The 25,957-nt window shown below is 44.1% G+C and carries 24 protein-coding genes; 7 read left to right on the top strand and 17 right to left on the bottom strand.

The window, feature by feature from the left end; translation table 11 throughout:
• Positions 1 to 27 precede the first annotated feature (27 nt).
• Together MHB56_RS23360 and MHB56_RS23355 are read left to right on the top strand one after the other, a co-directional pair.
• On the top strand, positions 28 to 777 hold the full coding sequence (locus MHB56_RS23360; RefSeq protein ID WP_076184252.1) for a LytR/AlgR family response regulator transcription factor: 750 nt from the start codon (positions 28 to 30) through the stop codon (positions 775 to 777).
• Complete coding sequence (locus MHB56_RS23355) at positions 774 to 1,568, top strand: sensor histidine kinase (protein ID WP_081387794.1); 795 nt, start codon at positions 774 to 776, stop codon at positions 1,566 to 1,568. The genes MHB56_RS23360 and MHB56_RS23355 overlap by 4 nt, the downstream gene beginning before the upstream one ends.
• Before the next feature lie 77 nt (positions 1,569 to 1,645).
• Here MHB56_RS23355 and MHB56_RS23350 read toward each other — a convergent pair whose 3' ends face one another.
• The 4 genes from MHB56_RS23350 to MHB56_RS23335 form a co-directional block, all read right to left on the bottom strand.
• The gene (locus tag MHB56_RS23350) at positions 1,646 to 3,727 is read right to left on the bottom strand and encodes a glycoside hydrolase family 36 protein (protein WP_312150883.1); all 2,082 of its coding nucleotides are present in this window, start codon (positions 3,725 to 3,727) and stop codon (positions 1,646 to 1,648) included.
• A 130-nt stretch (positions 3,728 to 3,857) separates the two neighbouring features.
• On the bottom strand, positions 3,858 to 5,168 hold the full coding sequence (locus tag MHB56_RS23345; protein ID WP_076124844.1) for an ABC transporter substrate-binding protein: 1,311 nt from the start codon (positions 5,166 to 5,168) through the stop codon (positions 3,858 to 3,860).
• Positions 5,169 to 5,290: 122 nt separating this feature from the next.
• Positions 5,291 to 6,937: a response regulator gene (locus MHB56_RS23340; protein WP_341144061.1), complete on the bottom strand. Its 1,647-nt coding sequence runs from the start codon at positions 6,935 to 6,937 to the stop codon at positions 5,291 to 5,293.
• The gene (locus MHB56_RS23335; protein ID WP_340398174.1) at positions 6,930 to 8,792 is read right to left on the bottom strand and encodes a sensor histidine kinase; all 1,863 of its coding nucleotides are present in this window, start codon (positions 8,790 to 8,792) and stop codon (positions 6,930 to 6,932) included. Before MHB56_RS23335 ends, MHB56_RS23340 begins: the two co-directional genes overlap by 8 nt.
• A gap of 196 nt (positions 8,793 to 8,988) precedes the next feature.
• Here MHB56_RS23335 and MHB56_RS23330 point away from each other — a divergent pair, with 196 nt between their 5' ends.
• Together MHB56_RS23330 and MHB56_RS23325 are read left to right on the top strand one after the other, a co-directional pair.
• Positions 8,989 to 9,879 (top strand): carbohydrate ABC transporter permease, encoded by an 891-nt coding sequence (locus MHB56_RS23330; RefSeq protein ID WP_036684044.1) that lies wholly within the window; start codon positions 8,989 to 8,991, stop codon positions 9,877 to 9,879.
• Positions 9,879 to 10,712 carry a carbohydrate ABC transporter permease gene (locus tag MHB56_RS23325; protein ID WP_341144060.1) on the top strand — a complete coding sequence of 278 codons (834 nt, stop codon included), beginning with the start codon at positions 9,879 to 9,881 and terminating at the stop codon, positions 10,710 to 10,712. Before MHB56_RS23330 ends, MHB56_RS23325 begins: the two co-directional genes overlap by 1 nt.
• Here the strand turns inward: MHB56_RS23325 and MHB56_RS23320 are convergent, their stop codons facing one another.
• The 6 genes from MHB56_RS23320 to MHB56_RS23295 form a co-directional block, all read right to left on the bottom strand.
• Positions 10,713 to 10,967, bottom strand: a complete 255-nt coding sequence (locus MHB56_RS23320; RefSeq protein ID WP_341144059.1) for a hypothetical protein — start codon at positions 10,965 to 10,967, stop codon at positions 10,713 to 10,715.
• 395 nt (positions 10,968 to 11,362) lie between these two features.
• Positions 11,363 to 12,367 carry a CapA family protein gene (locus MHB56_RS23315; RefSeq protein ID WP_445667761.1) on the bottom strand — a complete coding sequence of 335 codons (1,005 nt, stop codon included), beginning with the start codon at positions 12,365 to 12,367 and terminating at the stop codon, positions 11,363 to 11,365.
• 132 nt (positions 12,368 to 12,499) lie between these two features.
• A complete protein-coding gene (locus MHB56_RS23310) occupies positions 12,500 to 13,159 on the bottom strand; it encodes a class I SAM-dependent methyltransferase (RefSeq protein WP_076187130.1) in 660 nt (219 codons plus the stop codon).
• A gap of 152 nt (positions 13,160 to 13,311) precedes the next feature.
• A complete protein-coding gene (locus tag MHB56_RS23305; protein ID WP_076191108.1) occupies positions 13,312 to 14,334 on the bottom strand; it encodes an SDR family oxidoreductase in 1,023 nt (340 codons plus the stop codon).
• Positions 14,335 to 14,368: 34 nt separating this feature from the next.
• Positions 14,369 to 15,217, bottom strand: a complete 849-nt coding sequence (locus MHB56_RS23300) for an NAD-dependent epimerase/dehydratase family protein (RefSeq protein WP_339172697.1) — start codon at positions 15,215 to 15,217, stop codon at positions 14,369 to 14,371.
• Between the two features lie 31 nt (positions 15,218 to 15,248).
• Positions 15,249 to 16,181, bottom strand: coding sequence for an aldo/keto reductase family protein (locus MHB56_RS23295; RefSeq protein ID WP_038569620.1), 933 nt, complete (start codon positions 16,179 to 16,181; stop codon positions 15,249 to 15,251).
• Between the two features lie 174 nt (positions 16,182 to 16,355).
• Here MHB56_RS23295 and MHB56_RS23290 point away from each other — a divergent pair, with 174 nt between their 5' ends.
• Positions 16,356 to 16,700 (top strand): winged helix-turn-helix transcriptional regulator, encoded by a 345-nt coding sequence (locus tag MHB56_RS23290; RefSeq protein WP_036684053.1) that lies wholly within the window; start codon positions 16,356 to 16,358, stop codon positions 16,698 to 16,700.
• Between the two features lie 660 nt (positions 16,701 to 17,360).
• On the opposite strand, the gene MHB56_RS23285 is transcribed toward MHB56_RS23290, so the two are convergent.
• The 7 genes from MHB56_RS23285 to MHB56_RS23255 all read right to left on the bottom strand — a co-directional run bounded on the left by MHB56_RS23285 (position 17,361) and on the right by MHB56_RS23255 (position 23,754).
• Entirely contained in the window at positions 17,361 to 18,362 is a 1,002-nt protein-coding gene (locus MHB56_RS23285) for an anti sigma factor C-terminal domain-containing protein (protein ID WP_341144057.1), read from the bottom strand.
• A complete protein-coding gene (locus tag MHB56_RS23280; protein WP_036684055.1) occupies positions 18,359 to 18,850 on the bottom strand; it encodes an RNA polymerase sigma factor in 492 nt (163 codons plus the stop codon). Before MHB56_RS23280 ends, MHB56_RS23285 begins: the two co-directional genes overlap by 4 nt.
• Positions 18,851 to 18,993: 143 nt before the next feature.
• Entirely contained in the window at positions 18,994 to 20,217 is a 1,224-nt protein-coding gene (locus tag MHB56_RS23275; RefSeq protein WP_341144056.1) for an S-layer homology domain-containing protein, read from the bottom strand.
• Positions 20,218 to 20,407: 190 nt separating this feature from the next.
• A complete protein-coding gene (locus MHB56_RS23270; RefSeq protein WP_076305664.1) occupies positions 20,408 to 21,544 on the bottom strand; it encodes an ABC transporter permease subunit in 1,137 nt (378 codons plus the stop codon).
• Positions 21,545 to 21,549: 5 nt separating this feature from the next.
• A complete protein-coding gene (locus tag MHB56_RS23265; protein ID WP_076187118.1) occupies positions 21,550 to 22,413 on the bottom strand; it encodes an ABC transporter ATP-binding protein in 864 nt (287 codons plus the stop codon).
• Complete coding sequence (locus MHB56_RS23260; protein WP_076278560.1) at positions 22,403 to 23,227, bottom strand: hypothetical protein; 825 nt, start codon at positions 23,225 to 23,227, stop codon at positions 22,403 to 22,405. The genes MHB56_RS23265 and MHB56_RS23260 overlap by 11 nt, the downstream gene beginning before the upstream one ends.
• Entirely contained in the window at positions 23,224 to 23,754 is a 531-nt protein-coding gene (locus MHB56_RS23255) for an RNA polymerase sigma factor (protein WP_076219050.1), read from the bottom strand. Before MHB56_RS23255 ends, MHB56_RS23260 begins: the two co-directional genes overlap by 4 nt.
• A 555-nt stretch (positions 23,755 to 24,309) precedes the next feature.
• Here MHB56_RS23255 and MHB56_RS23250 point away from each other — a divergent pair.
• Together MHB56_RS23250 and MHB56_RS23245 are read left to right on the top strand one after the other, a co-directional pair.
• Positions 24,310 to 25,266, top strand: a complete 957-nt coding sequence (locus tag MHB56_RS23250) for an ROK family protein (RefSeq protein WP_341144055.1) — start codon at positions 24,310 to 24,312, stop codon at positions 25,264 to 25,266.
• 37 nt (positions 25,267 to 25,303) lie between these two features.
• Positions 25,304 to 25,921 (top strand): sugar O-acetyltransferase, encoded by a 618-nt coding sequence (locus tag MHB56_RS23245; RefSeq protein WP_341144054.1) that lies wholly within the window; start codon positions 25,304 to 25,306, stop codon positions 25,919 to 25,921.
• The last annotated feature ends 36 nt before the right edge of the window (positions 25,922 to 25,957 follow it).

Genomic DNA, 25,957 nt, shown 5'->3' with positions numbered 1-25,957 from the left:
ACAAATTTAATTATGGGGGGAATGACTTTGTTACGCATAGCCGTATGTGATGACGAGAAAAAGGAACACGAGTTGCTAAAGGAATATCTCCCAAGACTTATGAAAAGCACGGCTTACTCTTTCGAGATTCAATATTTTACCTGTGGTGAGGAATTGCTTCACTATTATAATCAACAGAGTAGTTATCCTTTTCATATACTTCTAATGGATATTGAACTGAGAGGATTAAATGGAATCGAGGTTGCAAAAAAAATCCGTGCACTTCCGGATCGAGAGGTTCAAATTATTTTTTTGACTAACTATCCGCAGTACGTAATGAACAGCTTTGATGTGCAACCCTTCCATTATTTGATTAAACCGGTAGACTATGAGTATTTTGAGGCAAAGATAATAAAGCTATGTAACTATATCATTTCTTCTGTAAATAGGTTTCTAATGATTAAAACTGAAGATGGACATATCGTGATCAAAAATTCTGACGTTATTGCGATTGTTAAAATCAAACATTCCTTGGCTAAAAACCGGCTAAAGATCATTACCTCAATGCAGCATTACATAATTTCAGGTACAATTTCAGAATATATAAGTAAACTAAACCGTCCGTTTATGCTTATTCATCGTTCCGTTATTGTTAATCTGGAACATGTCCATAAGTTTACAGCTACTTCCGTAATCATGCACAATCAAGAGCAGTTTCCTATTGGCCGTACTCAGGCAAAAGAGGTTAAAGAAGCCTACGCCTATTATATGATTGCACAATTCAAAGAACGAGGATGACGACTCTTTATCTATCAATGGTAATCATGATGTTGCTTATTCTGCTAATCAGAGAAACCATCCTTTTATTCGGTAAAATTAATGAAAATGCCAAACTGACTAAAGAAAATCTGCAATTACATAAACAAATGGATTATCAACACAACAGCTATGAAAAAACCGCACATTCCCTTACAAGCATCAAACAAGTTATCCATGATACGAACAAGCAATTGGTATATGTCCGGACTTGTATTCAGAAGAATGAGATTCAGGAATCTATCCATCATATTAATTCAATGCTCGGTCAAATTCATCAGCCTTCTCTAAAACTATCAACAGGTAATTTGGTAATTGATTCTTTAATTGGTAACGCGCTAAATATTGCTTGTGAACACAAAATTGCTATGAATTATGATATTCATATACACGCCGAAGCTATTGATATTGATCGGTTTGACTTATGTACCGTGATCGGGAACGTGCTGGATAATGCTCTAAACGCCGCTGCAAGAGTTCCCAAAAAAGAAGATAGATTTATTCTGCTGCTAATTTTCACTACTGATACTTCATTGTTTATCCAAGTCACCAACTCACGGAACGATTCTAGCACTATAGTACAGCATAATTTTAAAGAGAATCCCGCTTTTCACGGATTCGGCTTAACAAATATTCAAAGTGTCACCGAAAAATACGGAGGTCATCTGGTTACTAACGCTGAAAATAATGAATTCGAAACGATCATTGTACTGCCTTTTCTAAACATACTTTCAGCAGATACGCCAATCCTGACCGAATTAGAAAGGCAGTGAATAAACTATTTCCCTAGCAAGCTACAGCGACCGCTCCCCAAACATCAGATTGAAGGAGAGCAGGCCCGCCGCAAGCTTTACGAAGTAATCTCAAACAATCTCGCTGTTTTTCCTGGTGGGAGCGCCACCGTCAAAACCCCTGCCGATTTATCCCAATTCCAGGTTGAGCTATGCTGCTGAGGATAGGCACAGGTGATCGCCGGATCAAGTCCCTTCAGCTCTACCATCGGCAATTGGACATTCGCAGCTTCTCCGGCAATCCGCCATACCGCGACATACCGTCGTTCGCCGCGCCGCAGGCCAAGGCTGACCCATTCGCCCTCACTGTCCGGCAGGCCGAGTGGCCAGAAAGGTGTGGCGTGTGGGATATCACTGCGAATGGTTTTGTAATAATCCAGCGCTTCTTTAACTAGACTTCTGCGGTGGGGTTCAAGCTCCGCCAAATGACCGCTCTGGTGTACACGAAGCAACAGCGCATTAACCATATTGAAGATGACTTCCTCATCGTCCCCCTCGCGCAGCGGATAAGACCAAACTGCGGACTGCTCCGGTGTCAGTGCTGCCGGAGAACCTGCAGCAATGGCCGCATACTGTACATAATCCTCCTGGTCGCTAGTAGACTGGATGCTGTGTCGGCTAAGCATCGCATAATCCATGCGCATTCCCCCGCTGGAACAGTTCTCGATAACAAGCTTCGGATAACGAACAAAGATACTGTCCAACCAAGCCAGATAAGCGCGGTTATGCTGTAGCAGCCCATCTCCGAAGCTGTCCGCATTCGTTTCTGTCCCAATGCCTGCATTGATGTTGTAATCCATTTTAATGTATCCTACACCGTACTGCTCAACCAGACGCGCAATAACACCGTTTGCATGATCAATGACTTTCGGGTTGCGGTAATCTAGCTGATAGCGGCTACGGTCCTTAACCCTTTTACCATGCCGCATGAAAAACCAGCTGTCATCAGTCTCCGCAAGCTTCGGGCTGTTGATGCCCATAACCTCCAGCTCAAGCCATAGTCCGGGAATCATCCCTTTGCTGCGGATATAGTCGAGCACATATTTAATTCCTTCCGGAAACCGTTCGCTGGAAGGCTCCCACTGGCCTACACCATCCCACCACTCTCCGGGTGCATACCAGCCAGCATCAATACAGAAATATTCACAACCTACTTCTGCGGCAGCATCAATTAAAGGCAGTAGCTTCTCAGTCGTTGGGCTTCCCCATAGGCAATTCATATAGTCATTAAAAATAATCCGCAACAGCTCATTATCCTCATTAGGTCTGCGGATCATCCGGCGATATGACGTAAGCTGTTCAGCCGCGCCCTGGAATCCTCCCTGCACAGCACCCACGGCTACCAGCACCGAGGTAAACTCTTCACCGGGAGCTAGCTTCAGCCACCAATGGTTGTCATGTTCTGTAGGTCCGCTGACCAGCAGTGTAAGCTGATCGTATTGATCCGTCAGCTCCCAATGCCAAGAGCCGTTATGCTCAATCTGCCAGAACAGGCTTGTCCCGCTCTCCTTATTATGCAAAACTGCCATCGGCAGAAGTTCCGCTGCTGACCAAGAGCCTGTATTGCTTGCGGCAATTCGTTTGGAGCCACGGTCTGCCAAATGATACATCCCAAGCTCAGGCAGGCGGTAGGTACGCCACTGAAGTTCACTCTGCCATCCGCTGTGAGCAAGGGTTACTTCAATCTTATCATTGCGCTCCCCGCCCCCCTCTTTGTCTACACCTGTAAGAGCAAAGGAGGAGATGTATTCCACTGCCACCTCAGCTTCTCCAGCATTCTTTAGCACTGTCCAGCTTCGAACGATTTGCACACCCTTGTAGAACTGAAAATGCTGCATTGCCTGGATTCCCGAAATCGGATCAGCCAAGCTAAACTCCAGTTTACGTCCGAGCGCATTCACTGTATCGCTGTGCCCCGCATATACCATCCGAAGACCCGGATAGGATGCTCGGTGTGTGCGCCCGTGATATTCGGCGCGGTCTTCGCCCGATAATTGCAGCTCCAGCAGCCGGAAGCCTTGCTTGTTCTTATCCGCTATGGCTGCTTCCAAAGGTGCCGCTCCAAAATGCAACAGCCGAACATCCTGATCTTCCGTAACTTCAATCGTAAGATATAGTCCATTTTCAATGATTTCAATCATTTTGCTATTCACAATAATGTACCTCCTGACTTTGTCTCAGTATCTTCTTATGATTATATAACATGTAAAAAAGGGACGGTTCTCCAGTAAGTGAATCTTACCTTGGAGCCCGCCCCTGATCTGAACCTAATTATTCTGCCGATCCGAATTGAATCCAAGCTTTTTGAATTTCATCGATGGCTTGATCCTTAGTTTTGCTGCCGCCGATGTAAGCCTGCATGAGCTCACCAAATTTTTGGTGGAAGGTATCCAGAGAGTAGTTCACGGACAGGTCGCCGGATTTCTCTGTTTTGAGGATTTCTTCCATTTCTTTTGGCATTTGCAGGTCAGGCATAGGAGCATCCTTAATTGGAGGAATAACCTTAGCTACTGTAGAGAACCAGTTCTTACCGTATTCAGAAGTATACAGCCAGTTGAAGAATTCAATAGTCTCAGCAGCTACAGCAGAATCCTTATTGATACGCAGGGCTTGATCCGCACCAGTAATGATCTGGGACTGTTCAGCCTTGTCGCTGACTGGGTAACCCATAATACCCAGGTCGAAGTCCGGTGTAATTTTCTTAATGGCTTCTTCATCCCATGCGCCTTTACCCGTCATGAACGCTGTTTTGCCGGATGCAAAGTCGCTGACTTCAGCATTGCTGTCCCGTTCAAGCGGTTTATCTGTGCCATGTTTAACAGTAGTATCAACGAAGCTGAAGAAGTTATTGTACAGCACCGGGTGATCCTTGATCGTAGTTTTTCCGGCAATAAAATCATTTACTAGTGTCTTAGCATCCGTACCTGCATCTTGGGCTGCCGCATCTACGAAGTGTTGGAAGATGTGTTTCCATACCCACCACTCTTTATAAGCGTTGGCAAAAGGAGTAATGCCTTTAGCTTCAAGCTTAGTAATCGCATCGTCCATTTGGGCTGTTGTCTTAGGAACTTCTGTAATCCCAGCGTCAGCCAACAGTTTCTTATTGTACATCAGGACGAATAGATTTCCTTTTACCGGAAGACCGAGCACTTTACCGTCCGAAGAACTCATGTTAGAACGCACTGCATCGGTCATCGCCGCAGCCAGTGGCTCATTAGTTAGGTCAGCACTATACTCCGCAAAAGTATCAATATCTCCGCCCGCTGTGGTCTGGAATACGTCAGGTGTACTTCCCGCAGCAATCTTCGATTTGAGCACCGTATTGTAGTCAGCCTGCATAATCTCCAGATTAATCGTCACATTCGGTTTAACTTTCTTGTACTCGGCAATATAAGCGTTAAAAGCATCAGTGTACTCGGGTGATGCGGTGAACATATTAATCGTGACCGGCTTGCCAGAATCTGTGGCAGGAGTATTCCCTGTTCCGCTATTGTTAGCGGCATTGTTGTTTCCGCCGCAGCCCGCCAGTAATCCGCCGACGAGCAGCAGACTCGCAGATAAAGCCATAAATCTTTTTAACATGATGTTGCCCCCTTTTCCTCATGCATCTAGTGGTCTTGAGACAATTCTAAAGAAAAAGAAAAAGGATAAGAATGTACATAAGTGAACTTATTAGGGTAAAAAAGTGTGTTCATGTAACCGCTTCACTCCTCCCCGTTCAATAGCAGAACCCGATATTCAGAAGGTGAACAGTCATAATAATTCCGGAACGCCTTGCTGAAATAATTTTTGTCCTTGTACCCCAACATCTCGGAAATGTCTTGGATTTTCAAGTCGGGGGTGGATAGCAGCTCCTTTGCCTTGTCCATTCTTACCTTTTGTACATACTCATGTATGCCATAACCATATTGCCCTTTAAAAAGTTTCATCAAGTATTCTCTGCTCAGGAAATATTTATCCGTGAACATCGATATTTTAATATTCTCAAAATAGTGATTATCAATGTATGCTTTAATATTTTCCAGTACGCTGGGGCGATTGCCAGCAAGGCTTTTGCTGATTTCATTGCCATAGCAATCTAGAATTCCGCTCAGCACCCGCTCAAATTCGCCAAAGGAAGCAAAATCGCTCCCGATGCCTAGCCCACGCAATCCTTTATCTTTACCGCCGCGAATACGTTCGGGGATCGCATCCAGCTCCGTGGCAATATCGTTCAGCAAAATAATAAACTCCTCTATCTGCCGGTCAGCCTCGCCCAGATTAAAACGTCCGGAAGCCTCCCATTTCTTCGTGAATTCGCTTAAAATACTTTTGGCATGATTGATATTCCCGCTCTCCAGTGCGTTGCGAATCAAGGGCATGCGCCCTGTCAAGGAAGGATTATCTTTCCCCTGGGAAGTATCGTTGCTGCTATTTGTGACAATCGCTCCCTTCAGCGTCAGGAGGTCAATCCCGTCGAGAGAGGCTTTGGCAGTCTCATAGGATTGAGCAAGCGCCATGATGTCACCATAGGGCTGTCCGATTCCTCCGGCAACAACAATTCCGAATAGCTCTTTCAGCGTCGAGACTAACTTCTTCATATGATGTAAAGAGCGGAAAGTTGCGTCCTCCTCATAGCCGCCTTTCATCGTGAAGATGGCGATAAACTCGCGTTCTCCCTTATGGCTGGCGAAGCTGAAAGCCTGAAAATGCTCATCGCTATTCTCATTAATCACATTTGTGACGGCAAAATGCAGCAAATCCCGGTCCTCATGGAAGCGATTACGACGCACTTGTTCCAAATTGAGCACCCGCAGTACACCCGCAGCAAAATAATTCCCAGCTGTATCGGCGCCGATCAACGGCAGAAAAGCCTCGTTGGACTGATTTTTGAAGCTCCGCTCAATGATCGACAGATAGATTTTCTCCTTTAGCTTCGGCAGAGACATGTTGAGCGTAATGTTCCTGTTGATGAACTCGCTTTCTTTCTTGCGTTTAGCCTCCAGCACATCGATAGCTTTACGTAAGGCCGCATTCAAATCCCTCCGGTTGACCGGCTTTAATAAATAATCAACTACCTTAGAACGGATAGCCTGGCGGGTATATTCAAAATCATTGTAGCCGCTGATTACAATCGTCAGCAGTTCCGGGAACTCCTTCTCCACGATCTGCAGCAGCTCACTTCCGTTCAGCTCCGGCATCTTCATGTCGACCAATACGAGATCGATCTTTTGCTCCCGCAGCATGGCTAGGCCCATACTTCCATCCGTAGCCTCCAGTACCTGATCGACACCTAGTCCTTTCCAGTCTCCCAGGATGTTGATCGCCTCACGCAACGGTTCCTCATCATCTATAATCAGTACTTTATACATGGTTAATCCCTCCCCGCGGTAACCGCATGTCCATCTTTGTTCCGCCAGCATCACTGGTAATGGCCAAACCCGCAGCCTCACCATACAAAAGCTTCAGCCGCGTGTTCAAATTTTTCAGTCCGATGCTTTCCGTGTCACTTTCAGCAGCGTTCTCTCCGCCCTGATCTTCCCACTGGATTTGAAGAGAACTTCTCACTTGCTCCAGCCGCTCCCCGCTAAACCCCGGCCCATCATCCGTCACTGAAATAACAGTATGGCTAGGCGTCACATGCGCTTCAATGGTAATTGTGATCGTTGTGGATACTTTTTCCAGCGCATGTTTGATGCAATTTTCTACCAAGGTCTGAATGGACAGCTTCGGAATTTCCAGCTCCAGCAAAGGGTCTTCCCACTGGTAGGCCACCTGCATTCTGTTTCCGAAACGGGCCTTCTGCAGCGCTAAATAACGTTCAATATGCTTTAATTCCTCTCTGGCATGGACCACATCTTTACCGCTAATGCAGTATCTCAGCGTCATAGCAAGATTATCGACCATATCAACAATATCATCATTGTTGTTTTTCAGCGCCTTGGTGGAAATGGCTTGCAGGGCATTATATAAGAAATGCGGATTGATCTCAGCTTCCAGTGCTTTGAGTACAGCATTTTTCTCGACAATTTTCATTTTGTACCGTTCATTGATCAGCTCATTCGTCTTTTCCACCATCTTATTGAAGTGGCGAGACAGATAGGCAATTTCATCCTTTCCTTCAACCTGTGCTTCAGCGTCAAAGCTGCCTGTACTGAACCGTTTCATCTGCAGCGACAGATTCTTTAGCGGGTTTGTTATTTTGTTCGAAATAAAGCTGACCAAGATGACCGAAACGATTAAAAATAACAGTCCTATGAAATAGTTCAATTTGCGTGTTGTCGTGGCCGCTTCATAAATTTCTTTGTAGGGAATCGGCTTAATCAGCTTCCAGCCTTCTTTTTTGCTGATGTCATAAATCACTAGATACTTCTCTTCTTTATCCGACCACGTCACGCGTCCTCCTGAGGCTGGTGTCAGCTCCTTAAGCAGTCCCGCTTGTTCACTCTGTTGATAAAACCCGGGGTCATCCACCACAAAAGGTTCATTATCGGGACTGACGTACATTAGGTGCTGCCCTTTACTGAAGGGAATATCCTTCATAATCTCGTCCGTAACCGAGGAGTTGAAATAAAGGGAGAGCACCGCCTGCGGTTCCCTGGAGACTATGGAGCGCAGCAATCGATGGTAGCCCATGAAGCTTTTATCCTTATTTATGGGGTAGTCGGAGCTATTGATCATCGAGGATTGGTTTTTTACAAAAGACTGGTAAGAACGGTTAAACGGGCTGGCCAGCGCTTTTTTATACCAGGAAAGATTCTCAATCGACGGATGCTCGGCGACCCGCACGGTAATATTGTAGTTCTCTTTGGTGACATAATAATACTTGTGCTCCTTGATCACATACAGGTAGATAGCTTCCAGATCATTGCGGGAGAAGTAAAGGTTCTTCAAGTAGTCCTCCACATACATCTTCGAGGCATAATCCTCCGATTCATGCAAAATCGCATAGGTGATCTCGTCATAAGATATTTGCGGCAGGGATAATTGCTCGATGCCGTCCAAATAACTCTCCAGATTCCGACCGACAAGCAACAGATTGTTGCTCGTACTGGCGATGCTGTTATCCACCGATTCTTTTCGCAGCATGCCGTATGAAATGAACGTCAGTGAGGTCACCACCAAAATAATGATGATTGTAAACAGCAAAATAAGCTTGTTCGCCAACCTGCGTGAGACAAGCTCCAGCACGGGTTCAAACCGCTTTATGATCCACTTTTTAATAATAACCGGCAACCTCCCCCACGATTTACAGGCTTAATTATAAATATTCAGTTCACCTTTTTACCCCTAACTGTACTCTTAAATCCATTTTTGAGTATAGGGTACTGCTCTATAATACACAATATAGACTAACCGGAATGGTTATGTGTGGCAAGCCTAGTCGATATTACCACCCAACAAATCAAGAAGAGGTGCATCCATGTTAAAATCACTCGGCAAAAGATGGCGCGAGAAAACAGAATTCGGATTATTCACTCTCCCAGTCCTCATCTGTATCGCTGTAGCATTCTACATTCCGTTTGCCATGACTATCCGCTATTCGATGACCAAATGGAACGGAATTTCGAAACACCCTAAGTTTGTCGGACTAGATAATTTCAAACAAATCTTTATGGGCGACACCAACTTCGCCAATTCAGCCTGGTTCACCATAAAGTATGCGATTCTGTACATTGTTCTCGTTAACGTGCTGGCCATTCTGCTCGCACTGGTTCTGGACATGAAGCTGAAGAGCACCCCTTGGCTGAGAGCCGCTTTCTTTATTCCTTATATCCTCAGTCTTGTCATTGTCGGTTTTATCTGGAAATTTATCTTTATGCAAGGTTTCAACTCACTCGGAGAAAGTACAGGCTGGTCCATATTTGGTCTAAGCTGGCTAGGGACGCCGGGACTTGCTTTCGTCTCCATACTGGCCGTCTCCATCTGGCAGTCGATTGGTTTTTATCTGGTCATTTATATTGCCGGTCTGCAATCTGTACCTGAGGATCTCAAAGAAGCAGCCACAGTTGACGGCGCTGGTCCCATGAGAAAATTCTTCAGTATTACACTGCCGCTGCTCGCTCCATCCATTACGATTTCTGTGTTCATGGCACTGACCAATTCGATCAAGGTGTTCGATGTCATCCTGTCATTAACCGGGGGCGGACCTGGCGGAACTACCTACAGTATCGCTTACGATATCTACCGGGATACCTTCCAGAACAATCTGTATGGATACGGTACAGCGAAAGCGCTTATCCTGTTCCTAGCCGTCTTGGTGGTAACCATTCTCCAGTTAGCATTCTTCAAACGAAGAGAGGTTGAGGCATAATGAATAAAAACCGCAAAGCAGGCCGAATTATTCTAGAGGTTGTTATGGTCATCCTCTCTCTTCTATTTCTATATCCGCTATTTCTGACGATTATCAACTCGTTAAAAAGCTTTAGCGAAGTCATGACGGATGTCATCGCCCTGCCGAAACATCTGGTCTTCGGCAACTATTCCTACGTGTGGAAGTTTATCAACTATCCGAAGCTGTTCCTGAACAACTTTGTCATTACCGGTGTAGGTCTTCTGGGTATTGTGTTCATTTCATCCATAGCAGCCTACAAGCTGGCACGGACGAAATCCAGACTGAGCGGGGTTATTTATTTCCTCTGCATTATGCCGATGCTGATTCCGTTCCAATCGATCATGCTGACCGTTCTGCAAACGGCTAAGACTTTAAATCTCTCTGAGAGTACTTGGGGACTTGGGTTGTTATATTGGGGTTTCGGTGCTCCACTCGCAGTGTTTATCTACCATGGATTCGTCAAGGGTATTCCGGTTGAAATTGATGAGAGTGCCACGATTGATGGAGCATCCGGCTTCCGCCTGTTCTTCAGTGTCATCTTCCCACTCCTGAAATCAGTCACAACAACCATTGTCATTATCGACGTAATGTGGATCTGGAATGACTTCCTGCTCCCGCTGCTCATGGTCAACGGCTCCCCAGATACCAAAACGCTGACACTGGCTGCCTACACCTTCGTGGGCCAATATACCTCAGATTGGCAATATGCGATGACAGCTATGGTCATGGCGGTGCTGCCATCAATCGTGGTATTCATCTTCTTGCAAAAGTATATCGTTAAGGGTGTTGTTGCGGGGGCGGTGAAGGGCTGATTATCTAATTCCAAACTTAGCTTCTGCATAAAAAGGGGGAGATCCATATGGATCTCCCCCTTTTTGCAGACATTCCAATACTTTGCATACTGCTGCGGTCAGCTTTTGATGCAGACGTTCCAATACTCTACATACTGCTGCGGTCAGCTTTTGATGCAAACGTTCCAATACTCTGCATACTGCTGCGGTCAGCTTTTGATGCAGACGTTCCAATACTCTCTGCATACTGCTGCGGTCAGCTTTTGATGCAGACATTCCAACACTAACTAGTAGTTTAACTGTATTTTGTACAACTATAACTCTGCAACTCGCTCGGCCGATGGATATAGCTGTATTTCGTACAACTATTCTGTTGATATATTGCCCTCTAGGTCGATTCTCTAGTTTTTAGTTGTAGAGAATACACTTAAAAACAAAATGGTCCGTTTTACATATAAAAATAGGTGTAGAGAATACAGTTATTTCACAAACACAACGGTGATACTTTATAGGCACTCCATTGGTACTCCATACGCCACATCATACGTACATCATACGTACTTCATCCCACCCCATACGGACTCCACAGTTACTCCATAAGTACTCCACACATTTCGCATTCTAACGAGATCGAGCGCGATCCGTGAATAGCTAATCAGAGTTTGTATTTATTAAAGCTCTTTCTCCGTGACCCTGCCGTTAGCATCTATGTTGGCATTAAAAGATAGGGTGTTCAGGAGCTTAATCGTTTTCCTATTGTAGGAATCATCCATAAAATTGGGCTGTCCGCCAATGATTTTGACAGGGGTAATCTTGCTGGTCATCTTGGAGTCCTTAATCTCAACGTTCAATAGCATAGAATTAAGTGTTTTTTCCCCACCACGTGTGGAGCGATTAAACACAAAATTCCCAAGTGAATAATAAATGGGCTTGTGCTTATAGTATTCGATGCCCATAAGGCAGTGACTGTGTGCGCCAAGGATTAAATCCGCCCCGCTATCAATCATCTGTTTAGCTAGTGTGCGAGCGTACTTTTCAGGGAAATCCTTAAACTCTTCATTCCAGTGAATATATACGATCGTGTAATCATTCTCCTTGGACATCTTCTGAATGGCGCTAAGCATAGGCTGCAAGGTGTAAGCTGAAGCGGCTCCCGGTTTGTTTTTGCCGGCATACCATGAAGGATTTGAAAGCACACGGCTAACACCAAGGATGGCGATCTTTTTCCCTTTTACCGTCTTAGTATAAGGCTTGAACGCTTCGTCTTCATCTTTGCCAGCGCCTGTATGGCCAATCTTGTTTCGATCCAAATGGATCAGCGTGTCGAGCATAGCGTCTTTTCCATAATCCAAAATATGATTATTCGCCAAGGACACTCCATCAATCCCTGCATAGGTTAAGCCGCCCAACGTTGCTGGTTTGGATCTGAAGGCAAAGGTTTTCTCTGCCGCTTTCCCTCGGATAGACACAGGCGTCTCCAGATTGGCGAAGGCGATGTCAGCCTTTTGCAGCGTAGGTGCGACCTTTACAAACGGAAAATTCACCCCATATTTAGCAATCTGATCGCCAACAAAACCGTCCAAAAGGATATCACCCGCAAAAGCAAGCTTTATAGGATCTGAAGATAGTGAAGCTGCACTGGAAGCAGATGTCACAGGAACTATTAGTGATAACATAAGTGTAATGAATGCTATTCTACGCAAAACCTTCGATCCTAATCTCAAAAAATACAGCCTCCTCTCATCTTTTGTTAGCTATGATCCTAGCATACTGGAAAGAGGTTACTAAATTAAGAGTAGAAAGACCTGTTATTCCTTTGCTTTTTTCAGAACGGCTCTAAAACAATTTAATCCACCCCATGCATCCGTATGCACAGCATCCGCAGGCAATTCAAAATCTGTCTCCCCCCAATACTGAAATCCAGTTTGTAGCAGCAGGTCATTCATAAGACTCAGATTTACCGTTGGATAATCAAATGTCAATACCAATAATCCTTCTTCGTTCAACGTCCGGTGAAATTCCCGTAAAGTACCGACCGTATCCTCAAAGCTCAAATGCTCCAATACCGATATGCAAAAAACAGTGTCAAAGCTTTCATCCTCATAAGGCAGATCCGTCAGATTAGCTTGAGCGAAATGCAGGTTGTTTGTTCTTCTAGCGATAACCTGCTTCGCCGCTTTTTCCCCAATCTCACTCTCAATACATTCTTGGATAGCTTTTGGGTAAATAACCCTACTGTCCATATCGCAGGCATAGACCTCTGCACAAACCCCTGCCAAATAAAACTTCAAGGGATGAGGAATCCCACAGGCTGCATCCAGCACAACACCATGCGGAGAAATAAAGTTAATACACCACTCATATTCAAAGGGACGGCTCCACCATGATTCCGGCAGATCATAAATTAACTTCTCACGACGTGCATCTGAATTTACGAAAAAACGCGAGACAAAGGGATGGGTTGGCATGGCCAGGACTCCTTTTTCAACGGAATTTTAGGTAGTGAGAGTATATTCATGATTTGCTGATTCATTCCATAACCTTACATTGAACGAGACAAACCCAAAAAAACGGCTGCTCCCTTAGGAACAGACCGTCTTTAAATATAACTGTATAAACCTTATGCGTAGAATGAAAGAGGTTTGGCCTCAATTCCATGTCTCTCGATCAACTTATCAAGTAACGCAGACCATTCCGCATCGACCGTACATTGCTCAGGATGAGCCTCGAACCAAGCAACCGACTGCTTGATCCCTTCGGAGAAAGGCACAGTAGCCTGGAAGTCAGGCACGAAACGTTTGATTTTGCTATTATCAAAAACACTGCTTACCGCTTGATCACCGATCAAGCCATCCGCTGTCCCTGGAGGGGAAAAGGCTGTGATAAAGTCTGTGGAGATATGCACCACTTTAGGTTCCACACCTGCCGCTTGTCCGATGGCCGCATAGATCTGGTTCCAATTTAATACCTCGTCGGAAGTTATATGAATGGCCTCGCCTATCGCTTCCGGATGTCCAAGCAATCCAACGAAACCTTTGGCAAAATCCGAATTATGTGTCAGTGTCCACAAAGAGGTTCCATCTCCATGTATGACTAAAGGTAAGCCGCGGCGGATACGATCGATCAGTGACCAAGGATGCTGGCCACTTGTGAGTGCCGCAGGGATGGCTGTATTTCCATAGGTATGGGAAGGACGAACAATCGTAACCGGGAATCCGTTCGCCTTGTAAGCTTCCATCAACAGCTGCTCACACGCAATTTTATTCCTCGAATACTCCCAATAAGGATTCTCCAGCGGTGTCTCTTCTGTGATTACATAATTACGCTGCGGTTTCTGATAAGCAGAGGCTGAGCTGATAAAAATGTACTGCTTCGTTTTACCTGTGAACAGGTCAATGTCTGCCTGCACATGTTCCGGTGTAAAAGCAATCCAGTCTACCACTACATCAAATTCGTAATCTCGTAATACTAATGCGGCTTCTGCCGGATTACGAATGTCTCCTTTAATTACTTTTGCACCTTCTGGAACGAATTCATCCCGCTGTCCTCTGTTGAACAAATACAGCTCGATTCCTTGATCTACAGCCAACGGGGATACAGCCTGACTAATTAATCCCGTACCTCCGATAAATAAGACCTTCATTTTGCACGCTCCTTATAGTGAATCCGCTCGTTATTTACTGGTTAACAAAATTTCGCCATACGTGCTTCGGCTGCCAATTTAGCAGCTTTTTGGCCTTCTCATTACTGAGTAGCGACTCGTGACCCTCCAGTGGCTGGCGGAAATCCGTCACCTCTGGATAACGTGCGGCCATTAGCTCTCTGCTAGGAACAGCCATGCTGGTCTCATCTGCACATATATTAAGAGCAACCGCTCCCAATCCATCCGTTTCGATTGCCAATTGGCAAGCTGTTGCTACATCCCGTGTATCTATATAACTCCATAGAATCCGATCGCGCTGCGCTGGATCATGAATGAAGGAAGGGAAACGTTCATACGCCGATGGATCAATAACATTTCCGATTCGTAGGGAAACGACCTGTATACCCTTTCTGCGATAGAACATCTCAGCGGTTTGCTCATTCACAACCTTAGACAGACCGTAGCTGTCTTCAGGTAACTGTGGATGCTCCTCATCCATAGGCACATACTTCGGCCCCAAAGGATTAACCGCAAAACAGATTCCGTAAGAGGATTCACTGGAAGCAATCACTGCTTTCCGAATCCCGAGACCCGCTGCAGCCTCCAAAATGTTATAGGTAGATACTACATTATTTTGAAAGGTGACCTCACTCGTCTTTATATTTGCAGCTGGGATCGCAGCCAAATGTACAACTGCATCAGCGCCTGCAAGTACACCATATACTTCACCCAAATTATTCAAATCAGCAATCATCGTTGGGCACAAAGAATCTGCGGATTTTTGCGTATCTACATTCACAACCTCATACCCTTGCTCTACAAAATGCCGGACCACCCATCTGCCCAACATCCCACTGCCGCCTGTAACAACTACTTTCGCCATGAGTGTGTCTCCTTTTTTATGAAGCTAACAACTACTCCAGAATCTCCTCAATCTGCTTCAAAATCTCTTCCGAAAGCTCAATACCTGAAGCCTTAACATTCTCTTCGACCTGCTGCGGACGGCTGGCACCCACCAGCGCACTAGCTACATTAGGTTGACGCAAAATCCAAGCCAAAGCCAAATTCCCAACAGAAATATTCAGCTCCGTGGCGATCCCACTCAATTGGCGGACTTTTTCAATCTTTTCTTCTGTAATCGAATCTTTTAATCGATCCAGCTTAGCAGCACGGCTATCCTCAGGGATGTCCGTGTTATACTTTCCAGTTAACAGCCCTTGAGCCAGTGGAGAAAATACTACCTGTCCAATCCCACGGCGCTCGCCAAGCGGAATAATCTCTTTCTCAATATAACGGTTAAACATATTATAAATCGGCTGATTAACAACAATATGATCTAGCAAATAGCGGTCTGCTACAGCTAACGCATCGGTCATTTGCGCCGCCGTCCACTCACTAACACCGACATAATATACCTTGCCTTGCCGAACCAGATCATCTAGCGCACGTAAGGTCTCTTCAATTGGAGTTTCCGGATCAAAACGGTGGCAATACATAATATCCACGTATTCTACTCCGAGACGTTTCAAGCTAGCATGACACTGTTCCGTGATATGTTTGCGGGATAGTCCACGGTCGTTAGGTCCCGAGCCCATTTCCCCGTATACTTTAGTAGCTAATACATAGGACTCACGAGAGTAGTTACGTAAAGTCTCACCTAGTACTTTCTCGGCAGCACCTTTTTCATAAACATTTGCAGTATCAAAAAAATTTACGCCTAAGTCGTAAGCGGTTTCAATGGCATTAACAGCATTATCTCTTTCCACATAGCCTCCGTATGTCAGCCAGCTTCCCAAACTAATCTCACTGACTTTTAAACCGGTTCCACCTAATCTGCGATATTTCATAATAACTGCTCCTCTCCATAGTTCCGTGTTTGATTTTGGCAGGTTGCTTAGCACTCATATTCATTCTAGAATAGTTTGTATATAATAGAAAGAAGTGAAAATTAGTTTATTATATGATCTCTAGTGTAGTTACTATACTAGAGTATAGTAGCTTCACAAACAGGAGGAGATACCTTGAAGACAGCTAAATCTACTAATAATTATATCCCCAAAACCCCTGTTACTATTGAATGTAATGTTGAAAAAACACTTGAAGTATTAGGTGGAAAATGGGCCTTTCTTGTCCTCAGAGAGCTATTCGACGGCACGCAGCGTTTTGGGGCACTGCAACGAAAAATCACTAATGTTTCTCCCCGCGCACTAACCACTACGTTGCGCCATCTGGAGGAGCATGGTGTGCTTGAACGTCACGTATTTCCGACTGTTCCTGTTACGGTAGAATATTCGCTTACTCCCAAAGGTGAGGATTTACATCAAATTTTGAAGGAAATGAAGCTGTGGTCCGCGAAATGGACTTAGCTTGAGCAGATTGTGACTGATGAAAAAAGAAGCTGTCCAAAAAGTAGAGAATTCTACTTATAGGGCAGCTTCTTTTTTATAAATAGGCTATACAATGGATGGATTGTTACTTTAACCCATGGGATATGTGCGGCGTGCGATGTGCGGTGTGCGGTGTGCGATGTATGATGTACGCTTTAGTGTAATTGGGGAAAAACTCCCGAAAAATAGCCGAAATTCGCTAAAAAAGAGCATTATGAGGGAATTTCTCCCTAAAAATCGAGGTAATTCCTTTATTTTTCACCAAATCAGGTAAATCACAGGGAGGTTTTCCCTAATTATAAGTTAGATGACCAAATATCTAAGAATTATAGGGAGAAATTCCCTAATTATAGAGTCGGAATACGGATTTGGTTAACTAAAAACAACCGGAGATATCAGCGATTTCTGCGATCACGTCATAGACAAATTACCACTTGAGGTCAGCAGGCTTTGCCTTGCCTTCAATCTACTACTGAAGCAGATCGCGGATAATCAAAAACGCAGAGCAGCGAAGATCCAATAGGAGGATGAATCGCTGCTCTTTTGACCCTTGCATTTTTGAAAATGAAGGAGAGATCGTCTCTTTTCGTAGAAAATCCACATATAGAATAACCCCTCCAGCATTTTTACTATATTGATCTAATATTTATCCACAATCGCGCCGAGAACTGCCGTATTTACATAGGGTTTTCCTTTGAGGCTTTGGAGCTCTTTCGCAGTTCCAGTAACGACAACTCCCAATAGCTGTACATCACTGGCGTCCGGCGCCGCTTTATCCTTTTTCAAGTAATTCGAGATTCGCTCAAACTCTCCGTAATGCTTGCCCTTCATCTGAAGCCCATAGGTTAAGGATTGTAAAAAATCCTCTGGTTTCGGCTTAAATAACCCTTCCCATTCCCCACCGTAGCCATATACTTGTCTAGCAGATTCCGGTAAGGCATATTTATTCGGGCTGCTGTCATTCCTAATAAACTCAAGGTTCTTTTTATTGTCATACGTATCTACCCAATACCAAGTCTGTGTCAAACCCGCCGGCAGCATCTTCTCTACCTCTACCTGAGTGTAGCTTTTATCAAAAGAAACAGCCATTTCTACGAGCTTGCCAGGTTCCATTTGTTCGAGTGAAGGCAGGTCATTCAGCACTTTTTCGTTATAATTCACTCCAGGCACATAAAACATCATTTCCCGCTGACCATTTTGACTGTTATATCCTCGGTAGTATTCATAATTTTGCTGTGTCATTACCGGGTCAGGAACATTTATACTAGAGTATCCCCTATTAAGCAGAGAAAACCGGCTGCCCATATCGAAATACAGTTTTTTAGTATCCCATACGATGGGCACACCCTCAACAACTTTGTAAGTGCTCAGTTCAACTTTACCCGATAGAAACCCTAAATCAAGCTCAGTTCTCAACTCCTGAAGGTTAGGACTGCTAATCTTCATCATGATCCTCTCTTCATCCAAACCACGCATCGCCAACCAGCTTGTCAGATGGGTGTTACCCAGCATCCCGCCGAATAATACTATAACCGTCACCACTAGAGAAATGATTGTGTTTCGAATCATTGTTTTTCGTTTTGCCTTCTTAATTACTTTTGAAAGGTTCTGATCATCCTTTTGTTCCCATGGAGCTGTCATTCCGCTTCACCTCTATACTTTTTTTGAAATTGCTTGCGGGCACGAAACAATGCCGATTTGACTGTATCTGTCGTAATTCCCAGAAGCTCAGCTATCTCCTGATAGGACAGCTCCAGCTCATACTTCATAATAATGAGTTGTTTATGGAGCGGTAGAAGCTCATCCAACACTCTTTCGATGTCTTCCCGTTTCTCTTTTAACAGCACATGATCCTCTGGCAATTCCATATCCGGCACATCTACATAGTCAATAGGAATGACTATCCGCTTGCGGCGGCGGCACAGATCATAGTAGCGATTGATCGCTACTTTATATAACCATGCACTGAATTTGTTCTCATCAATGGAATCAATATACAAAAGAGCCTTATACACCGTATCCTGTACGATATCTTCAGCGTCGGCTGCAGGTGCCCCGAGACGAATCAAGTATTTTTGAATTTCTAACATTTTAGGTTGAAGTATCTGATGTAGCTGCCCGGGCTTCATCCTGCACCTCCCTTCGTATGTATAACGATAAAGTTCTCGGAATGTTAGCTTATGAGGTGAAAAAAATTATAAAACAAAAGACGGCTGCCTCAGAAAGACATGCCGTCACATTTTAAAGAATGAATAAGGTTCCAGTACAATTCCTATATATCCGTAGGATTCATTGCCTGCTGAGCTGTAGAAATGAGTATGGTTTGAACTTTCAGAGATTGTTTGTCAATAATGAAGCCTATATAGAACCCACCCTCCATATTATCCATTTCAAAAGGTGACAATCGGGGCTCATACACTCCACCCTTGTTCTCAAACCAGTAACTCACTATAATCCCGTATTCGTTATCCACTGCAACGTATGTACCGTATGCCTTTAGCACATCTTCCAATGTACTTATCCCAGGTCGAATATTGTTCAATGTACCTATGTGGATTGGATCAATGCGCTCATTATCTTTGTCTATTTTCCAAGCGTTCAGCCGACCTTCGGTATCATAATGTACAGATACTTCTTTATACATTTCATTATTGAATACATCTTGACCTGTTGAATCCCCGTAATGTTCCTCTACTAACATTCTTGAACTCCCAAAATCTATAAAAAGATTACGTCCACTATCCGCTATTCCGAAATCACGATCAGTTACCGGAACCGCTATAAAATCCTTCAAACCTGTACCCTGTTCCGGTAATGACGGTAAGTGACTCCGATCCGATCGTCCTTCTGGACGAGAATTCACAGTATATATTCCCTTAAGCTTGAGCATTCTCATCCATTGTATAGCCTCTGCTCTTGTAAGCGGGAGATTTCCTCTGAAACCTACTAAAGTTGGCTCTCCGGGAAGTGGAAGTAGAGAGTTACCCAGCAAATAAACCACGGAATCCGTGTCGTTGTAATTCATCCCTAGACCAGATGCAACTAACCTTGCGGCGGCCATTCTAGTGATTGGAGCCGATCTTGCCACTGGATATTGTAGTCCAGTAACTGGATGATTCCACCACTTAGCCATTCTATACGGTGCTGCTGTCCATTCTTCGCCTATGCTAGTAGCCTTTGGATAGCCGAAAGAAAGATAAAATAATTTCAAAAATTCCGCTTCCGTAATCGGCTGATCCGGTCGAAAGCTCCCATCATCATAACCAACCATCAATTGGTTGTCCAACGCCCAACGCACCCAAGGCTCGGACCAGTGACCTTGAATGTCAGTGAACAGTGAAGATGCCGGATCCTCCTCAACGTCCTCGTCCACTTCTTCATATGTCCCTGTATTCTCGTACGTTGTCGTGTCAGCATGAACTCTATAACTCACGTTGCCGCATGTCACAATTGTCCCTGAGATAAGACCTAGTACCAATAGCTTCATTATCTTCATTTTAATAATCCCTTTCGTTCTTATCGGTAAGGGGTTCCTGCTCTCTTTGCCAGCTTTATCGTGATTCCCCTTTGTCTTAACTATCGGGTGAAATGTCTAATTCGTAAATATACTGCTCTCCTTTTTCACAAGAAAAGCCAAAAAAGATCGCTCCCCTTCATAGCGGGAACGATCTTAACCTACCTACTACTTAGACCTTTAATCGACGTTCGAAAGCTTTGGGGATAAGCATTATAGCAATTATACCTATAATTATCACCGAAAGGATTGACAAGGGTAGATGTAATATAGGGATGCCAAAAATGTTATAGGATACATATTTTTCGATTAAGGATCTGCTAACCATTACACCTGACGGCAAAAAAGAGATTATTTTGCCCAACATTCCAGGCAAAGAGAAAAGGGGAAGAATAACTAAGAATGCTGCCAGTCCAAGACTGCTTAAGCTACTCCGACACAAAGCGGATATCAGCGCTGTCAATAACAAAAGACCACATGCAGCCAGCAAGGTTACAGCATATTTCACGGCAAATCCCTGCAGCTGGGTTAAGGCATATGGAGTCTCATCAAAATAAAAGTAACTATTCAGCGGGGCATTCCAGCCCACGAAGCCGAACGGTAAACAGGCCAGCAATGTGCAAATCCCGTAAAAAAGAGTAACCCAGCTAAACGTAACTATAAATCCAGCTAATAGTTTTGCCGCAACAATCTTCAACCTTCCGTATTTACTAGATAGAATAAGTGCATCCATTCTATAGTTTTCCTCGCCGGAGAACAGGGAGGCCAGTGCAAATACTAGAATAAGACCGATCAAAAGATCCCCGACGCCAGGCGAGCTCGAAAAAAATATATGTAATAAGTCCCAGTCCTCAGTTACATAAAACCCCCGTGGTTTTCCCTCCTCCAGCATGGAGAGCTTTTTAGTAACATCTCTTAGCGCATAAGATCCTGGTTCTTGCCTCTCCATTAAAACCTTCTGCTCTCTCAGCTCTGTTAAATTTCTGTTGAATTGATCTACCATATAAGCTGTACCAGCATAGTGTTGCTCCAGAATTCGTTTCATCTTCTCCTCTTTGGGCCAAGCGCTGTCTTCAGCATATTCTTCTTTGAGTCTAGGTGCGTATTTCAAAGCTAAATCTGGTTGAATCGGTCCTAGATGAGCGGCGATAGCTTCAGGCTTTTCCTTGTTTACAACCAATAGACTATCCGTACCGGATGGGTAGAAACTAACAAAACAAAAAATGGCTAATGCAATACTTCCAGCTATAGAAATCCAGACTCTGGGAATCATAATTTTACGTAATTCAAACATCACCAGACGTTTCATGTGTGTCATCCCCTCCGAAAATAATGCATATATACATCTTCTAATGAAGGATTCACCATCAGTGCATTCTCAACTGGCAAAGTCTTGCTGACTACCCGAACCACTAGTCCAGTATCTGTCTGCTGCACATTCACTACAGTTCCATTCTCTTCGATTTGAGCCAGCAACCGCCCGGGGACATGTGCCTCCCAAACCTCTCCTTGCAATTCATTGGTCAACTCCTTAATTGTTCCTTGACGAAGTAACTCTCCTCGCCCCATCAGTAGCACCTGTTTAGCTATATGATCAACATCAGAAACGATATGAGTAGACAAAATAACGATGCGCTCATTTGATATTTCAGAAATTAAATTTCGAAATCTTACGCGTTCCGAGGGGTCAAGTCCTGCTGTGGGCTCATCCAGAATGAGGATGCCCGGATTATTAAGCAATGCTTGAGCGATACCGAGTCTACGTTTCATTCCGCCGGAATACTTACCACATTTTTTATCCATTTCTCCGGATAGATTAACCATTTGAGCAAGAACCTCTATACGATCACTCGCCTCCTTCTTGGTCAACCCCTTTAGGGCAGCAACATAATACAAGAAATCGCGAGCTGAAAAATGATTGTACATCCCCAGTTCCTGCGGTAAATAACCTATCTGAGCCCGGTACTGATCCCCCATATCATCCTTGTTTTGTCCATCTAAAAGTACATTTCCACGAGTCGGATACAGAATATCTGCAACAATACGCATCAATGTCGTTTTTCCTGTTCCGTTAGGTCCTAGAAGACCATACACACCAGGTGACATAGAAAGGTTGATCGTATTTAAAATTCGCTTTTTGCCGAAATCATGTACAATATTACATAGTTTAAGCTCCAATCAGAAACCCTCCCCTGCTCAATATTCTGGATTGAAACCTCATGGCTAGGCTAAATACCACTGCCGACAGAACGCCCAGTCCCATTAACCAAAATAACTCGACCGACATCGTCCATCTCACTGCAAATTCTCCGGAAAATAAAATCATCCAAAAGAGAGGCAACATAAAGAGTACGGTCGTTAATTGTCTAAAATTACGTATCAGCGTGGATAATACTAACGCTACCGCCGCATTGTTTAGGATCGGGATGCACCATAGCAGGGTCATACGCAGCATAAACTCCGTTCCCCCTACCGGGGTTACCATAGCAGTTACACTAACGTTAATCAGTAGTGAGATCACCCCTGCCATAAGGAACCGAGCTTGCACATACCGATGCAACGGGATTCTAAAACTACGTGCGAGTTCTCCCATTCCACAGAGCGTATTCCGAGCCGTATGAGAGACGACCACCAGTAAAGGAATACAACCCACGATGGACAGAATGAACATAGGGCTAACAATCTGCATAACACTCAGCACCAAATATCCTACTACAAACAAGATCACACCAAGCACAACCTCTTTCCACCATCCCTGTGAAAAAAGAATCCTCAGCTGTTGCCGTGCAAATAGAGGAACGGGTGGTACTGGCGCAGGTAAAGCCCGCTTGGATTTTCTCCACCTGCTCATGGCTTCTTCTGCAAAACCGTCAAGGCGTGGCGGTTCAGGAATGCACCTGATATAATTCACGATCTCCTCTACAGACTCTGCTGTCATCTCATCCTGTAAATTCAGATTGAGGTAATCTTGATGGTTACGTTTAACCCTCATTTTCCTGCTCCTTTCTTTAGGGGTTGGGATATGTCCTCTTGCTTGGAATACCTTAGTAAATCACGTAATTTAATCAGCGATCGGCTTACCCTTGACTTCACAGTAGATTCAGGTTCATCAGTTACGGCAGCTATTTCTGTAAACGTAAATTCATATTTATACCTTAACAAGAGCGCATCCCTCTGTTCCTCTGGCAGTGAGTAAATCGCGGCGTATACCTGCTTAACCTCTTCACGAAGTAATATTCCTTCAAGAAAATCTCCTTCGACTGTGATTTCATCAGATAAGCTTTGATTCAACTCTGCTTGCCGAGCACCCTTGCTGCGAAAATAGTCAATGCAGACATTTCGCGCGATCGCCATCAACCAAGCTCGGAAACTCCCCTGTTTATTTTGATAGCTGTCAAGCTTGGCCCATGCTTTTTCATACACCGTCTGTGCAAGATCCCAGGCCAATTCGTCATTATGTATTTTCCATCTGATGAATCGATAAATATCACTATAGGTATGCCGAATTAATAATTCCACCGCTGCCTCATTGCCCTGCTGCGCTTCTGTGACCCATTTGTCCTCCCCGATTTAATTCCCCTCCAATCTACCAATCTACTAAATATAACGAAATCGCCTACGAAGTAGACGCATCACATTAAAAAGACCAACCAGAAGGTTCTGGCTGGCCGAATATAAATTTTCCCTAGATTATGTCCCCGGTTCAAATTGTGAGTGAACATTTTTAGCTTGTATCTTAGTGAATTATATAACATTGATTCTATTAATTTCCATAGTGTACACTCATTACAAGTGGTCTTTTTGTGAAAATCTTCGTAAATGGTGGACCTCCTCTTGACCTTACATTTAATTAGACACCGCAGGTTGATTAAAAGCCACATGTCCGTTCAAAAAAATCCATAATAAAAAACTGTCGATTGCTAGACAATTATATAGAGCCAAGTTATAGTATTGATAATACTTTTAATAACCATTTTCAAAAGTCTAGAGGTGAATAAAATAAACCAAATCGCAAACAATTCTATTCGTGTTAAAAAGATAAATCAGGAGCTTATCAAGCAGGCCTTGAAATCGATGAAGGAAGGAACCAAATCCACGATTGCAAGTGCCACCGGATTAAGTATTGCTACCTGCGGAAATATCCTGAATGAACTTCTGGAGACTGGTGAAGTCATTGAGACTGAACTGGAGGCTTCAAATGGAGGCCGACCGGCCAGACGATTTATCTATAACGCTGATTTCTCCTATATTGCATGTATCTATGCCAAAATTGAGGATGGCCAGAAATCCATAACCTATGCGGTGACCAATTCAGTTGGTGATCGTGTGGATCATGGATGGATGGAATTAGAGTACGTAGATGCTGCAGCCATCGACCATCTGCTGGATACGCTTATCCAACAATATAACAACATCAAGGCAGTAGGGATTGGGATTCCCGGCCTTGCTCACCAAGGTGTCATTAATATCTGTGACATTAAAGAGTTAATTAATGCTCCCTTAGAATCACTACTCAGAGAAAAATACGAGCTTGAAGTCACGATTGAAAATGATATGAATCTGACCGTTTACGGGTTCTATAAACAGCAGGATTATGAAGAGGATAAAACTATTGTCGTGGTGACCTTTATCAAAGGAGCTTTTCCAGGCGCCGGGATGATGATCGACGGGCATATCCACAAAGGTAATACCAGATTTGCTGGTGAAGTCTCTTTTTTACCGTTTGGAATCTCGCGTGAACAGCAATTGATTAGCTTGGACCACACGGATTCCTTCATCCCTTTGGCGGCTCACACTATATCGTCCCTGATTGCAATTATTAATCCAGAGACCATAGCTCTCACAGGAGAGCAAGTCAAACAAGAGAATGTGCGGCCGATTTATCAACGTTGTCTGGAAGTGATTCCAGAGGAGCGTATGCCTCACTTAATTGTGCTGGATCAACCTGATGATCATTACATGAACGGATTAATTGCGATCACACTGGAAAGCTTAACCTACTCGTTGCAGCTGGTTGAGAAGCGCCGGTAAAACATAAAACTAACATACACTTCAGGAGGAACTACGAATGGCAACAAACAAAGAAAACATGATTGCAGGAAAGCTATATATGGCAGGCGGTGAAGAATTAGCAAAGGATAACAAAAGATCCAGAATGCTCACTCGTTTATTTAACAATACGACGGAAGAACAAGGTGAATATAGAGTAGAACTACTCAAGCAATTATTTGAGTCTACAGGAGAGTCATTATATGTTGAACCTCCTTTCCGTTGTGATTACGGCAGTAATATTACCGTTGGCAATAACTTCTACGCTAATTTTGACTGCATTATCCTTGATGTAGCTAAAGTAACGATTGGTAACAATGTTCTCTTTGGACCTAGAGTAGGTGTATATACTGCTGGTCACCCCATAGATGCGGACGTGCGTATTAGTATGCTTGAATTCGGTACACCGATTACCATTGGAAACAACGTGTGGGTTGGTGGAAACGCAGTAATTAATCCTGGGGTAAAAATCGGCAACAATGTAATCATCGGTGCAGGTTCAGTCGTGACTAAGGATATCCCTGACAATGTAATTGCGGTGGGGAACCTATGCAAGGTATTAAGAGCAATCACCGACGACGATAAGCAACACTGGGAAAAACTTAAAGAAGAGTATTACAGAGACATTGAGCAATAAAGTAATCCGTTCTGGGAGGATCTCAATTTGAAAAAG

The organism is Paenibacillus sp. FSL H8-0315, assembly GCF_038005365.1.
GTDB lineage: Bacteria > Bacillota > Bacilli > Paenibacillales > Paenibacillaceae > Paenibacillus_AQ > Paenibacillus_AQ odorifer.
Note: the sequence above shows the minus strand (reverse complement) of the source record. Positions and strands in the feature narration are given on the sequence as shown.

Bases quoted from the DNA above. Each gene is read 5' to 3' on its own strand.
- MHB56_RS23355 (WP_081387794.1), top strand. From the start codon at position 774: ATGACGACTCTTTATCTATCAATGGTAATCATGATGTTGCTTATTCTG.
- MHB56_RS23350 (WP_312150883.1), bottom strand. From the start codon at position 3,727: ATGATTGAAATCATTGAAAATGGACTATATCTTACGATTGAAGTTACG.
- MHB56_RS23345 (WP_076124844.1), bottom strand. From the start codon at position 5,168: ATGTTAAAAAGATTTATGGCTTTATCTGCGAGTCTGCTGCTCGTCGGC.
- MHB56_RS23340 (WP_341144061.1), bottom strand. From the start codon at position 6,937: ATGTATAAAGTACTGATTATAGATGATGAGGAACCGTTGCGTGAGGCG.
- MHB56_RS23330 (WP_036684044.1), top strand. From the start codon at position 8,989: ATGTTAAAATCACTCGGCAAAAGATGGCGCGAGAAAACAGAATTCGGA.
- MHB56_RS23325 (WP_341144060.1), top strand. From the start codon at position 9,879: ATGAATAAAAACCGCAAAGCAGGCCGAATTATTCTAGAGGTTGTTATG.
- MHB56_RS23320 (WP_341144059.1), bottom strand. From the start codon at position 10,967: ATGTCTGCATCAAAAGCTGACCGCAGCAGTATGCAGAGAGTATTGGAA.
- MHB56_RS23315 (WP_445667761.1), bottom strand. From the start codon at position 12,367: ATGTTATCACTAATAGTTCCTGTGACATCTGCTTCCAGTGCAGCTTCA.
- MHB56_RS23310 (WP_076187130.1), bottom strand. From the start codon at position 13,159: ATGCCAACCCATCCCTTTGTCTCGCGTTTTTTCGTAAATTCAGATGCA.
- MHB56_RS23305 (WP_076191108.1), bottom strand. From the start codon at position 14,334: ATGAAGGTCTTATTTATCGGAGGTACGGGATTAATTAGTCAGGCTGTA.
- MHB56_RS23300 (WP_339172697.1), bottom strand. From the start codon at position 15,217: ATGGCGAAAGTAGTTGTTACAGGCGGCAGTGGGATGTTGGGCAGATGG.
- MHB56_RS23295 (WP_038569620.1), bottom strand. From the start codon at position 16,181: ATGAAATATCGCAGATTAGGTGGAACCGGTTTAAAAGTCAGTGAGATT.
- MHB56_RS23285 (WP_341144057.1), bottom strand. From the start codon at position 18,362: ATGACAGCTCCATGGGAACAAAAGGATGATCAGAACCTTTCAAAAGTA.
- MHB56_RS23280 (WP_036684055.1), bottom strand. From the start codon at position 18,850: ATGAAGCCCGGGCAGCTACATCAGATACTTCAACCTAAAATGTTAGAA.
- MHB56_RS23275 (WP_341144056.1), bottom strand. From the start codon at position 20,217: ATGAAGATAATGAAGCTATTGGTACTAGGTCTTATCTCAGGGACAATT.
- MHB56_RS23270 (WP_076305664.1), bottom strand. From the start codon at position 21,544: ATGAAACGTCTGGTGATGTTTGAATTACGTAAAATTATGATTCCCAGA.
- MHB56_RS23260 (WP_076278560.1), bottom strand. From the start codon at position 23,227: ATGAGGGTTAAACGTAACCATCAAGATTACCTCAATCTGAATTTACAG.
- MHB56_RS23250 (WP_341144055.1), top strand. From the start codon at position 24,310: ATGAAGGAAGGAACCAAATCCACGATTGCAAGTGCCACCGGATTAAGT.
- MHB56_RS23245 (WP_341144054.1), top strand. From the start codon at position 25,304: ATGGCAACAAACAAAGAAAACATGATTGCAGGAAAGCTATATATGGCA.